This is a genomic window from Gallaecimonas mangrovi, assembly GCF_003367375.1.
In the GTDB taxonomy this organism is placed as follows: domain Bacteria; phylum Pseudomonadota; class Gammaproteobacteria; order Enterobacterales; family Gallaecimonadaceae; genus Gallaecimonas; species Gallaecimonas mangrovi.
The window spans coordinates 3,676,332-3,688,345 of sequence record NZ_CP031416.1; the positions used below are offsets into that span (position 1 = coordinate 3,676,332).

The 12,014-nt window shown below is 53.4% G+C and carries 10 protein-coding genes and 2 pseudogenes; 6 read left to right on the plus strand and 6 right to left on the minus strand.

The annotated features are described in order from the left end of the window. The first annotated feature begins 178 nt into the window (after nt 1-178). The 3 genes and pseudogenes from DW350_RS17380 (at nt 179) to DW350_RS17390 (ending at nt 2,428) form a co-directional block, all read left to right on the plus strand. Nucleotides 179-574, plus strand: a complete 396-nt coding sequence (locus DW350_RS17380; RefSeq protein ID WP_115720149.1) for a hypothetical protein — start codon at nt 179-181, stop codon at nt 572-574. Next, nucleotides 538-1,005, plus strand: a complete 468-nt coding sequence (locus DW350_RS17385; RefSeq protein ID WP_115720150.1) for a hypothetical protein — start codon at nt 538-540, stop codon at nt 1,003-1,005. Before DW350_RS17380 ends, DW350_RS17385 begins: the two co-directional genes overlap by 37 nt. A 101-nt stretch (nt 1,006-1,106) precedes the next feature. Next, nucleotides 1,107-2,428: pseudogene (locus tag DW350_RS17390) on the plus strand (IS4 family transposase). Nucleotides 2,429-2,458: 30 nt separating this feature from the next. Here the strand turns inward: DW350_RS17390 and DW350_RS17395 are convergent. The 6 genes from DW350_RS17395 to DW350_RS17420 all read right to left on the minus strand — a co-directional run bounded on the left by DW350_RS17395 (nt 2,459) and on the right by DW350_RS17420 (nt 8,130). Then, nucleotides 2,459-4,456: an OPT family oligopeptide transporter gene (locus DW350_RS17395; RefSeq protein ID WP_115720151.1), complete on the minus strand. Its 1,998-nt coding sequence runs from the start codon at nt 4,454-4,456 to the stop codon at nt 2,459-2,461. An 83-nt stretch (nt 4,457-4,539) separates the two neighbouring features. Beyond that, on the minus strand, nt 4,540-5,895 hold the full coding sequence (gene accC / locus DW350_RS17400; RefSeq protein ID WP_115720152.1) for an acetyl-CoA carboxylase biotin carboxylase subunit: 1,356 nt from the start codon (nt 5,893-5,895) through the stop codon (nt 4,540-4,542). A 9-nt stretch (nt 5,896-5,904) separates the two neighbouring features. Beyond that, nucleotides 5,905-6,369, minus strand: coding sequence for an acetyl-CoA carboxylase biotin carboxyl carrier protein (accB, locus tag DW350_RS17405; RefSeq protein ID WP_115720153.1), 465 nt, complete (start codon nt 6,367-6,369; stop codon nt 5,905-5,907). Nucleotides 6,370-6,393: 24 nt separating this feature from the next. Beyond that, nucleotides 6,394-6,846 (minus strand): type II 3-dehydroquinate dehydratase, encoded by a 453-nt coding sequence (aroQ, locus tag DW350_RS17410; RefSeq protein WP_115720680.1) that lies wholly within the window; start codon nt 6,844-6,846, stop codon nt 6,394-6,396. Between the two features lie 175 nt (nt 6,847-7,021). After that, nucleotides 7,022-7,840 carry a sugar phosphate isomerase/epimerase family protein gene (locus tag DW350_RS17415; RefSeq protein WP_115720154.1) on the minus strand — a complete coding sequence of 273 codons (819 nt, stop codon included), beginning with the start codon at nt 7,838-7,840 and terminating at the stop codon, nt 7,022-7,024. 59 nt (nt 7,841-7,899) lie between these two features. Then, a complete protein-coding gene (locus tag DW350_RS17420) occupies nt 7,900-8,130 on the minus strand; it encodes a cell division protein ZapB (protein ID WP_115720155.1) in 231 nt (76 codons plus the stop codon). Between the two features lie 581 nt (nt 8,131-8,711). Here DW350_RS17420 and bcsO point away from each other — a divergent pair. From bcsO to bcsA, 3 genes and pseudogenes are all read left to right on the plus strand, one after another. Then, nucleotides 8,712-9,062, plus strand: coding sequence for a cellulose biosynthesis protein BcsO (gene bcsO, locus DW350_RS17425; protein WP_115720156.1), 351 nt, complete (start codon nt 8,712-8,714; stop codon nt 9,060-9,062). Further along, on the plus strand, nt 9,059-9,844 hold the full coding sequence (gene bcsQ, locus DW350_RS17430) for a cellulose biosynthesis protein BcsQ (RefSeq protein WP_115720157.1): 786 nt from the start codon (nt 9,059-9,061) through the stop codon (nt 9,842-9,844). Before bcsO ends, bcsQ begins: the two co-directional genes overlap by 4 nt. Before the next feature lie 9 nt (nt 9,845-9,853). Continuing rightward, nucleotides 9,854-11,914: pseudogene (bcsA, locus tag DW350_RS19835) on the plus strand (UDP-forming cellulose synthase catalytic subunit); the annotation flags it as partial. Between the last annotated feature and the right edge of the window lie 100 nt (nt 11,915-12,014).

Below are 12,014 nucleotides of genomic sequence, written 5' to 3' on the forward strand. Positions count from 1 at the left end.
AAAAACAAAAGATGCACCAACGTGGTGCCATCGTCGCCAAAAGGTAGACAAAACCCACAAAAAGCTGAATGATAGAAAAATATTTCTGCGCCACCTTGCCTAATTGCATATTTCATGCTCATTTTGGCGCTTTAAGCATTAATGCTTAAATTTCAGTCAGGCACTGTTATGTATCAACATGCCAACCTCTGCTCCATTGGAGGACATCACCATTAGCGAGCAGCATTCCATCGACCATGTATTGAGTGAAGAGGAGATAGCCTTCCTCGGTCAATTAAACCAACCTAGGAAACGCCGCTTTCCCTGGGGCAGGTTGGCTTTTTTTGTTTTGTTGCTGGTCGCTGCTGTTGCCACTTTTATTTATTCGTTTGACCGTTTCAGCGTGTCGATAAATCATGGCCTTTATCAACACCAAGGTATTCTCTATACCTCGCCCCCAACCAAAGCCGTACAGCAGGCTGCGCAGTCGTTACCGGCAGGCAGTATCGTGACCTATTTTGAAGAACAATGGGTGTCTTGCAGCCCTTTGGAGGACGGATGGCAGTGCCAAAGTTTGCCTACCCCTTCATCCTGATTTTAGCGGTGCTGGCCTTGGCCTTTTTTGCCGGCAAAATCAGCGCACAATGGCGGCCACTTTGGAAACTGGAAGGCCACTGGCATGGCGTTTATTTTCAAACTGTTGATAACGATCGCGTCAAGATGGATTACCGGCTCGACACCAAAGGCAAGCACATTGACGCCAAGGTGCAATACAGCGATGAAACAGGACATTTGCTGGGTAGCCGGGAAATGAACTTATTGTACTTGGGGAAAACACCTGACACTGGCCGCAACCTCTTTAGCCTGGAAAATCCCCCTGAAGACGCCGAACTACGCAACGACAGCAGCCTGCGCCTGCCCTTTATCATGATGATTGATAAAGACCATTACTTTACCTTGCAGCGCCGCGCCCAAGGTTTTATTGGCACCATTTTTCAGCGTATAGACCCGGCAGACAGCCACTAAAAAGCCGCCCCAAGGGCTAATGCTGATCAGTTAAGACAGATCGCTTGACTGATCCTCCCGTGATGAAAAAATCCGACATTTCCTTGGTGTCGGATTTTTTTATGCGTCTTCAAACCGCCTTGTCTTCGGCTTTTGCCTTCAGTAACGAGTACCGCTCTCTCGAGCAATTTTCCGCCCTTCTCGACCCGGCCATGCTGGAACAAGCCTTTGCCAGCACCGGTGTTGCCACGCTGCGTCGGCGCCGTTTACCTATCGATGCCGTGCTCTGGACCGTTATCGGCATGAGCCTGTTCCGCCAGGAGTCGGTGTGGCACATTGCCAATCGCCTGGATGTGCTATTGGCCAACCAGCAGCCTTTGCTCGCGCCCAGCGCCGTGGTGCAGGCCCGCCAACGCCTTGGCGAAGCGCCGGTTAGGGCCGTCTTTGAAGGATTGGCCCAGCACAGCTACCAGCATCATGCTTTCGATACCTGGTGCGGTCTGAATTTACTGGCCGTGGATGGGGTGATGTTCCGCGCCCAGGATACGGCGGAGAACCGCGCCGCTTTTGCCGGTGATAACGCCGAGCAAGGACGCTACCCACAGGTGCGCCTGGTCTGTCAGATGGAACTGACCAGCCATTTGCTGCTCAACTGCGCCATGGGCGGCGAACACCAAGGGGAAATGCGGCTGGCCGAGCAACTGCTTGATACCCCCCCGACCACAGCCTGACCTTGTTCGACGGCGGTTACTATTCCCTGGGGCTGTTACATCAGTGGCACCAGCAAGGGCAAAACCGGCACTGGCTGATACCGGCGCGCCAAGGCCTGCGCTATGAGGTGGTACAGCGCCTGAGTGACCGCGACCAGCGGGTGCGGCTGACCACCAGTGCCCAAGCCCGCCAGCGCTTTAGCGACTTGCCCGCGACGCTGGAGGCCCGGCTTATCACCTATCAGGTGAAGGGCAAGCCCCGACAAGTATTAACCTCCTTGCTCGATACCCGCCGCTACCCTTGCGACGACATCGTCGAGCTTTACAGCCACCGCTGGGAAATTGAGCTGGGTTACCGGGAAATGAAGCAAAGCCTACTGCAGGCGAGCTATACCCTTAGAAGCAAAAAGCCGTGCATGACTCGGCAGGAATTATGGGGACTGCTACTGGCGTACAACCTAATCCGGGTGGCAATGATAAAGGCGGCAGCGCCCCTGGAAGGGGTATGGCCGAACCAACTGAGCTTTGCCGGGTGCGCACGCAGTGTTATCCACCTTTTTTGTACCCAGCAAACCACTCATCCAGGTGCATATCCCAAGCAATACGCGTGGTTCATCAGCACCCTGGCCCAGTTCAAGCTCCCCGACCGACGACCAGACCGGTCGTATCCCCGCTGTATCCGGCCAAAACACAGCAAGTACCCCGCTAGAAAGAAAAAATGCCAGTCAGCTTAACTGACTGGCATTACCCCAAGGGCGGCTTTTTCAGCGTTTTTTCGCCAGATACCCCATACACAACAACAGCCCGGCCACCCCAAGCCAAGGCGCTAAGCTAAAACTCTCCATAAAGGGCACCTTACCTGGCAGGCTCACCGCCAAAATAGCGACAATAACCCCCATCAAAGCTTCACCGGTGATAAGCCCCGAGGCCAGTAGCAAACCTTTGCCTTCTTCGTCATTGCCGTCTTGTTTGCGTTGTTGCCAATGGGCCAACAAGCCACCAAACAAAATGGGTACCGATAACCCCAGCGGTAAATAAACCCCAACCGCCACCGCCAACACCGGAAACCGGAAGTTAGCGCCGCGCTTTTTCTGAATTTCATCGAGGATGATCAGCACCACCGCCAGGGCAAAACCGATGTAGATGTAAGTCCACTCAATACCCGCGCCAAAAATGCCGGTTGAAAGATCTTTCATCAGCCCTGCTTGTGGCGCCGACAGCGGCGTGGCACTTGGGTTGACTGGGCTAACCCGGCCAATGCCATAGCCTTTATCGAGAATGTTGAGTACCCAGGGAATGGCCGCCGCTGCCGCCGCAACCCCCACCACTTGGAATATTTGCTGGCGCCAGGGTGTAGCCCCCACTAGGTGGCCACATTTAAGGTCCTGCATATTGTCCCCGGCAATGGCTGCGGCAGAGCAAATCATCCCCGCTAGGTACATCACCGCCACCGGGCCCAAGGCCCCCGCTAAGCCTTCATTGCCCATCAACTGCAACAAAATCAGCGCCGACACAATCACGGTGGCAATGGTAACGCCACTGATGGGGTTATTAGACGACCCCACCAAGCCCGCCATGTAGCCGGCAACAGAGGAGAAAATAAAGCCAAACAGCAGCATTAGCAGTGTCATCACCGCTGCTATCCAATAGCGTTCGCTGTAATCGCCAAGGGCGCTCAAGAACAGGATATAGAGGGGAATAATGGACACCAGCACCATTAACCCCACATAGGGAATGGGAATATCAAACTCGGTACGCAGCACTTTGCCTGCGGCGGTTTTTGACTCGCGGTAGGCATGCAGCGAGGCCTTTACCCCTTGCCACAGCGGTTTGGCAAGAGTGATAAGAGACCACAAACCGCCAACCATCATGGCGCCCACGCCGATGCGGCGGCACTGTTGCCAAGACTGGCCCGCCAAGGCTTGCCAATCTTGCGCCGACCAATCGCTCATATTGGCTGACACACCCGCCAGTTGCTGCACTTCATCACCGTTAAACAGCCAATTGAGCGGCACCGCAATCAGGGTGCCGATGGCCCCGCCCATAAACACCAACAGCGCAATATTTAAGCCAACGATATAGCCCACCCCTAACAGCGCCGGGCTGAGGGTAATATCGCCCATAAAAAGCCACTTGCCGGCGAAAAAGCTTTTGGTGGTAGCTACGCCGCCAGCCAGCAAGCCAAAGCCTGCCTCCAACAGCTTAATGGCGCCGCCTAACCCGGCTGCTTGCAATAACTGCTTAAAGCCGGCCTTGGCCTCGGCAGTGGGTTTGAGTTCGGGGTGGTCTTTATCGGTTTCCACGCCACCGGTTTTCAGCACTTGGGCTGTCGCCACCCCTTCCGGGAACATCAGTTTGGCTTCAACAATCAAGGCGCGGCGCAGCGGAATGGTGAACGCTACCCCAAGCACGCCACCCAAAATGGCAATGCACACCATCGGCCCCCATTCATAGCCAGACCAGGCTTTCATCATCACCAGGGCAGGCAGCGTAAAAATGATGCCAGCTGCTAAAGACTCCCCCGCCGAGGCCGCGGTTTGCACCATGTTATTTTCCAAAATGGTGGAGCGGCGGAACAGCCTTAAAATGCCCATAGAGCAGGCGGCAGCGGGGATTGACGCCGATACCGTTAAGCCAACCAACAAGCCAATATAAGCGTTGGCCGCTGCCAAGATGGCCGACAACACAGCACCAAGCAGTAACGCTTTGAGGGTCAGTTCCGGAAGGGTTCTTTGCGGTGAAACCAGAGGGTGGTCAGCCATAACAATCTCCTTGTTGTTATGCCTTACCTTATTCGGTTGTTAACAAAAAGAAAACGCCAGCTTAACGCTGGCGTTTTTCGATATCAGGACTGGCCTTCCATCGCTTTGAGCTTCTTCTCCAAATAGTGGATGTTGGTACCACCGTTGTAGAAGTTCTCGTCTTTCATGATGATCTTGTGCAGGTCGATATTGGTTTTAATACCATCAACAACCAGCTCAGACAGCGCATTTTGCATACGGGCAATAGCTACGTCGCGGTTTTCGCCATAAGCAATCAGCTTACCGATCATGGAATCGTAGTTAGGCGGAACCTTGTATTCAGCGTAGATGTGGCTGTCCCAACGCACGCCCAGGCCACCCGGAGAATGGAAACGGGTGATTTTACCGGGGCTTGGAATAAAGGTGCGCGGATCTTCAGCGTTGATACGGCATTCCATGGCATGGCCACGGATAACCACATCCGACTGGCTGATAGACAGCGGCTGGCCAGCAGCAATGCGCAGCTGTTCCTTGATGAGGTCCACACCGGTAACCATTTCGGTAACCGGGTGCTCAACCTGAATACGGGTGTTCATTTCAATGAAATAAAACTCGCCGTTTTCATACAGAAACTCAAAGGTGCCAGCGCCGCGATAGCCAATCTCAACACAAGCACGGGCACAACGCTCACCGATGGCTTTACGCATGGCGTCAGTAATGCCGGGTGCTGGCGCTTCTTCCACCACTTTTTGGTGACGGCGCTGCATAGAGCAGTCACGCTCGCCCAAGTGAATGGCATTGCCCTGGCCGTCGGCCAGAACCTGGATCTCGATATGGCGAGGGTTCTCAAGGAACTTCTCCATATAGACTTCCGGGTTACCAAAAGCCGCTTTGGCTTCCGCTTGGGTGGTGGCAATAGCGCTGGTGAGTTCGCCTTCGTTACGCACCACGCGCATGCCGCGACCGCCGCCACCGCCAGATGCCTTAACGATCACCGGGTAACCGATGCGCTTAGCAATTGACTTGTTGCGCGCTTCGTCGTCGTTCAGGGAACCGTCGGAGCCCGGCACGCAAGGCACGCCCGCTTTTTTCATGGCAGCGATGGCAGACACTTTGTCACCCATCAGGCGGATGGTGTCAGCTTTCGGGCCAATGAAAATAAAATCGCTGTTTTCAACCTGCTCAGCAAAGTCGGCGTTTTCTGCCAAAAAGCCGTAGCCTGGGTGAATGGCAACCGCGTTGGTTACCTCAGCCGCCGCAATAATTGCCGGGATATTTAAATAGCTTTGGGGAGAAGGTGCCGGGCCAATACAAATGCTTTCGTCGGCCAACAACACATGCTTGAGATCCCGGTCAGCAGTGGAGTGAACCGCCACTGTTTTGATGCCCATCTCGCGGCAAGCGCGCAGAATACGCAGCGCTATCTCACCCCGGTTGGCAATAACCACTTTATCCAACATGGTGCGTCCTTATTCGATGATAAACAGAGGCTCGTCGAATTCAACGGGCTCACCGTTTTCCACCAAAATGGCTTTAACAGTACCGGAAACTTCGGCTTCGATTTGGTTCATCATCTTCATCGCTTCGATGATGCAAAGGGTGTCACCCTTATTGACCTGTTGACCAACTTCGGCGAAGTTTTTCGCACCTGGGCTGGATGCACGGTAGAAAGTACCCACCATGGGGGACTTTTGAACATTACCGCTGATCTCTTCTTTGGCCGGCGCGGCAGGTGCAGCGGGAGCCGCAGCAGCAGGGGCGGGCGCGGCAGCGGCAGCGGGAGCAACCTGCGGTACGCTGTATTGCATCGGCATCATTGCTGCATTAGCACCACGGCTGATGCGTACCGCTTCTTCACCTTCAGTGATTTCCAGCTCGTTAATGCCAGATTCTTCTACAAGCTCGATCAGCTTTTTTATTTTACGAATATCCATAAACAGGTTTCTCTAATGTTCAGCTTAGTTGAGATTGACTGACAGCTGCTTGGCAGCAGCTTCCAGTGCGAATTGGTATCCCTGGGCGCCCAGGCCGCAAATCACCCCTACCGCTTTATCAGACAGGTAGGAATGCTGGCGAAAAGGTTCACGGGCGTGCACGTTCGACAAGTGCACCTCTATGAAGGGAATGGCGACCCCAAGCAGCGCGTCCCTTAATGCCACGGACGTATGGGTAAAAGCACCGGGGTTGATGACGATAAAATCCACACGCCCCATGGCGTCGTGGATAGCATCAATCAGCACATGCTCGGCATTGCTCTGAACATGCTCAAGCGTAATGCCTAGTTCGGTTGCTTTGGGAGTGAGTCCGGCGAGGATATCTGCCAGGGTTTGATGGCCATAGACTGCAGGCTCGCGTTTGCCCAGCAGATTAAGATTAGGGCCATTAATAAGCAGTACTGTTGGATTTGCCATAATCTTCCGGAATATTGTGGTGATTTGCCCGGTAAAAGTCGGAATCATCAGAGTTCCGACCAGATGAATACATTTCACCCTTCACCAAAGGCATTATATCGGCTTGCTGCAAAAAGACAGCAAAATACTGGTCTTATCTCAGCATAATCCCGGTAATTTCGTGTATCTACGCGGCTTAGCGCCGCGCCAAATCATGCCAAACCCGTAAACTGCGACGCAGTTGCCCGTGCAATTGCTGATTTTCGGCATCGTTTCGCGGCGCACCGCTTGGGCCACGGTGCGGCAGCACCACTTCCATTGCCACATCGCCACTGAAACCACCTTGATAAAGCGCGCGAAATTGCGCAACAAAATCAATGTGGCCGGTACCGATACCGCCACGATTGGAATCAGAAATATGGTAAATGCCGGTCTTGCTGGCAAAACGGCGGATCACCTGGCAGGGGTCATGCTCTTCTTCGATGTTCATATGAAAGCTGTCGAGCAGCACGCCAATATTGGCACCACCCAGTGCACGAATAAGCCGCTGGTAGTCGCCACTGTTGTGCATCAAAGGGACTTCGTAGCGGTTACAAAGTTCGTATAACAACGGTACCGATTTCTCAGCGGCATACTCGGCGATGGTGCGACAGGCGCTAACCAGCATATCCCACTGACTTTGGTCATCTGCTTGGGTCACGGTCCAGGTGCTCATGCCTTGCAAGCAAACCGGAATATTCGGCCCCAAGGCCGCTGATAAATCGACAGCGCGGCTATAAAACGCCACCACCCCGTCCAAGGTGGCATCAGCGTCGCTGGGGGGGCGGCAGTTAAAGGGGTCAACCGCCATAATCTTTAGGCCATTATCCTTGGCGGCCTTAGCAACGGCGTCGGGGGAATAAGCGTCGAGATCTTCGCAATATTGCACAGCATCAAATCCGAGCTTTGCTATGGTCTGCATCAATTCTTGTAAATCCCTTGTACCCAAGGTCCAGGTACAAACACCAACAGCCATCCACTCCTCCTGTTTGTTTGATGACAAAAAACCCGGCTTAGGCCGGGCTTGTAACTTGCTTATAGTAGTTCATCGACCTGGGCGATTTTACCCAGGACGGCATTGATCCGATTTTGTACGGTTTCAAGCTCACCCTTGAGCCGTTGGTTCTCTTCAACCAGGGCACTATTTTGGCTGCCAAGCTGTTCTTTCTCGGTCTTAAGCTCTTCCAGCTCCAGTTGCAATAAGCCAATAGTGTCTACGGCAGCTTGCACTTTAGCTTCTAACTTCTCCAACAATTCCAGCGACATGTTTTCCTCTAATCATTAATGGCGCACTACAGACCAATGACCTGCGCCCGGGTCGCTCGCTGCTAAAGGCAGCGCCACTATTCTACGCTAACGCCTTTAATAGGTCGTTAAGAGACAGCACCGTGACAACCAGAGTCTCAAACATCTTTAGCAATAAAAGCTGAATGGCCAAGCTGAGTGCTCAAGATAACAGCGCCTTGTTGCTAACGCACCCCATAACGCCCTCAACAATCACCGCAAAACGCCCCAATACACCGGCTAACAGTTAAGTAAGGCTTAATTTTCGGCAGGTAATTTTTACTGGGTTTTCTCGTCCGATCGGTAGCAGATCTCCCCGATTTTGCAAAAACATTGCAAAATCAAATAGATGACACGCGTCAAATTTTTGACTATAAACGCGTTCTTTTTGTGCTCTCCTATTGTTTTCAATAGTAAGTTAGCGCAAAAATAGGCATCTAAAATATGCCGGTAATAAAAGCCGCCTACTTTGGTTAGGTGAGATCGACATATTTAACATAAAAGGCGCCAGAAATACGTCAGCGTATGGCACCCTTGGTGTACAGCAGTATGAGGACAGAACCATGGAAAGCTATGACGACATCAACCGTTTTAAGGAGAAGACGGCCCAGTCACAACTGGACTACCAAACCTTTTCCAACAAGGATGTCCAATTCAGCTCTTCCTGGCCGCTATTAAACCAGCTGGCCGAACAACGTTCGTCTGCGGCACCGGCCCAGCACTATCAAGCTGCCAAAACCATGACCCTGCCAGAACCGGCTGCACCTAAAGCCGTGGTGCAAGCAGAGCAGCCTGCGCCTGCGAAAGACCCAGTAAAAGCCACGCCAAGCGCTCCCCCCCAACAAGAGCCTGCGGAAACCGAGCAACCCCAAAGCACGGCTTTACGCTCTTTACTTAAAAAGGTCAGTTTATGAACCTGGTATACCTGACGTCTCCAAAGGGTGGTGTAGGCAAGACAACCCTGACTGCCAATTTGGCCTTCGCACTGCAACGCTTGGGACATCAGGTAGTGGTGATGGATCTCGACAGCCAAAACAGCCTGCGTTTGCACCTGGGACTACCGGTTTCTGAACGTCGCGGCGTTGCCGCCCAAAGCCGCCTGGACGGCGACTGGCGCAACCAGGTGCTGGAAACACCAACCGGGGTTGGCCTGCTGCCCTACGGCAGTGCAAGCAGGGCCCAACAAGAAAGCTTTGATGCGCTGCTACGCCAAGACCCTGACTACCTTGCTCAGCGCCTAAATACCCTTCTAAATCAGCCAGGCTGCATTTTATTAGCCGACCTGCCATCCGGCCCCAGCGCGGCTTTAGAGGCGCTGAAACGCATTCCCGCCCTGTCGTTGGTGGTGATGATGGCCGACGGCTCTTCGGCCGCAACCCTGCCACTAATTGAAAGCGATAGTTTCTTAGGGCCAGAGGCGCGCAAAGGGGCTTTTTACATTGTCAATCAGGTGTATATCCGCAGCCGTTTGAATCGCGATGTCACCGAGTTTTTTGAACAACGTCTCGGCGCCTCAATGTTGGGCCGGGTTCATCGGGATGAGGCCGTTCCCGAAGCACAAGCCTCGCAACGCTCCATTTTCGACTACGCACCTTCGTCCGCAGTGATCCAAGACCTGGAAAACATTGCCCGCAGTATCAGCCGCATGTTGCCCGACGCCTTCGGTAACAACGCGATGAAATTCTCTCTTAAGTGACGGACCGAGATGAATAAGGACAAACGCACCCGACCCTGGTCGGTGGCCTACCACACTGTTGCCTTCATTATTTTGCTGGCCATAGTGCTGTTAATTGTAACCACGCCCTTAGATGTTGATAGCCAAGCACTTTTTGGCTTGGCAGGGGTGGTATTGATGTTGCTGGTATCGCGTTTTAAGTCACGCTGGGCGCGGTTGGTATTGGTGCTGATGAGCATTGTTATCTCCACCCGTTACCTGTACTGGCGGGCTACCGATACCTTGGTGTTTAACACCCCCATCGAAACCATTTTAGGGATTGGTTTGTTGCTGGCTGAGGTCTACACCTGGCTTATTCTGGTGCTGGGTTTCGTACAAACCGTTTGGCCCCTTGAGCGCAAAATCGTGCCCATGCCCAAAGACAGCAGCACCTGGCCAACGGTGGATGTGTACGTTCCGACCTACAACGAAAGCCTGGATATTGTTCAAGACACAGTACTGGCAGCTCTCAACCTCGATTACCCCAAAGATAAGCTCAAGGTTTACTTGCTCGATGACGGCAAGCGCCCCGAGTTTGGTGCCTTTGCTGCCGCTGCGGGCGTGGGTTACATCACCCGCAATGACAACGCACACGCCAAAGCGGGTAACCTCAATAACGCCATGAAGCAAACCCAAGGCGAGCTGATTTGTATTTTTGACTGTGACCACGTTGCTACCCGGATATTTTTGCAAGCAACCGTTGGTTCTTTTATTGCCAACGACAACCTGGCACTGCTGCAAACCCCGCACTATTTTTACTCGCCAGACCCATTCGACCGTAACCTTCGCACCTCGCTGGACCTGCCAGAAGAAGGTGAAATGTTTTATGGCCCGGTACAAAAGGGCAATGACTATTGGAATGCGTCGTTCTTCTGTGGCTCTTGCGCCGTTATTCGCCGTAAAGCCCTGGAGCAAACCAACGGCTTTGCTGTTGAAACCGTTACCGAAGACGCCCACACCGCGCTACGGCTGCAGCGAATGGGCTGGGACAGTGCCTTTATCGGCATCCCACTGGCGGCAGGCCTTGCCACCGAACGCCTAGCTTTACACATCGGTCAGCGGGCACGCTGGGCGCGCGGCATGTGCCAAATACTGCGTCTCGATAACCCCTTGTTTGGCAAGGGCCTGAAATGGCACCAGCGGCTTTGCTACCTTAATGCGGCGCTGCACTTTCAATTCCCGCTGCCCAGGGTCATTTTTCTAACCGCACCACTGGCTTATTTGCTGTTTGGCCTCAATATCATTGCCTCTTCGCCGCAGCTCATCTTGGCCTACGCCTTGCCGCACCTTATTCACTCGCTTTATACCAACTCGTTACTGCACGGCCGCCATCGCTATACCTTTTGGGGCGAAATTTACGAAACCGTGCTGGCCTTTGCGCTAGTACGCCCAGTGCTCACCACTTTGTGGAACCCGAAAAAAGGTAAATTCAACGTTACCGAAAAAGGCGGTCTGCTGCGCGATGGTTACTTTGATTACGACGCGGTGCGGCCACAGGTTTTCACCCTGGCGCTGCTGTTTGCGGGTGTCACATGGGGTTTGGTGCGTTTGTTCTGGAGCGATCTGTTTAGCATTCAGCCCAGTGTGTTAGTGCTAAACCTGTTTTGGGCCAGTTTCAGCGCCCTTATTTTGCTGGCCTCCATTGCGGTAGCGCGGGAAACCCGGCAGGTCCGTAATACCGTGCGGGTAGACATTAAACTGCCGGCGATTTTGCATCTATCTGACGGCCGCACCCTCAGCACTCAAACCTGCAACTTTTCCATGGGCGGCATGATGCTGGATAACCCCTTGGGTGAACCCTTGGCCGACGTGATGGTGGAAGACGTTGAAATTCGTTTTGACAACCAGACCTTGCTGTTCCCGGTAACCACCGTTGCCCTGGACGATGAATACTTCCGCTTTAAATTTAATAACTTACCTATTCGTCAGCGCCGTCAATTGGTGAATGTGGTCATGGGCCGTGCCGATGCTTGGGTAAGGTCTGAACCGCACCCCAAAGACAACCCACTGCGTTCGTTTTGGGCGGTGCTCAAAGCGGTAATGGGACTGTTCTCCAGTAACAGTACAAACCGGGGGTTAACCCGCTGGCGTAAGGGCCTGATGGGCAGTTGGAAGTTCCGTATTGCCCTGGTGGTGTTGGTCGCCTTTGGTA

Excerpts from the sequence above, each read along its gene's own strand:
- accC (WP_115720152.1), bottom strand. The coding sequence starts at position 5,895 with ATGTTGGATAAAGTGGTTATTGCCAACCGGGGTGAGATAGCGCTGCGT.
- DW350_RS17380 (WP_115720149.1), top strand. The coding sequence starts at position 179 with ATGCCAACCTCTGCTCCATTGGAGGACATCACCATTAGCGAGCAGCAT.
- bcsO (WP_115720156.1), top strand. The coding sequence starts at position 8,712 with ATGGAAAGCTATGACGACATCAACCGTTTTAAGGAGAAGACGGCCCAG.
- DW350_RS17415 (WP_115720154.1), bottom strand. The coding sequence starts at position 7,840 with ATGGCTGTTGGTGTTTGTACCTGGACCTTGGGTACAAGGGATTTACAA.
- accB (WP_115720153.1), bottom strand. The coding sequence starts at position 6,369 with ATGGATATTCGTAAAATAAAAAAGCTGATCGAGCTTGTAGAAGAATCT.
- DW350_RS17420 (WP_115720155.1), bottom strand. The coding sequence starts at position 8,130 with ATGTCGCTGGAATTGTTGGAGAAGTTAGAAGCTAAAGTGCAAGCTGCC.
- DW350_RS17385 (WP_115720150.1), top strand. The coding sequence starts at position 538 with ATGGCAGTGCCAAAGTTTGCCTACCCCTTCATCCTGATTTTAGCGGTG.
- DW350_RS17395 (WP_115720151.1), bottom strand. The coding sequence starts at position 4,456 with ATGGCTGACCACCCTCTGGTTTCACCGCAAAGAACCCTTCCGGAACTG.
- bcsQ (WP_115720157.1), top strand. The coding sequence starts at position 9,059 with ATGAACCTGGTATACCTGACGTCTCCAAAGGGTGGTGTAGGCAAGACA.
- aroQ (WP_115720680.1), bottom strand. The coding sequence starts at position 6,846 with ATGGCAAATCCAACAGTACTGCTTATTAATGGCCCTAATCTTAATCTG.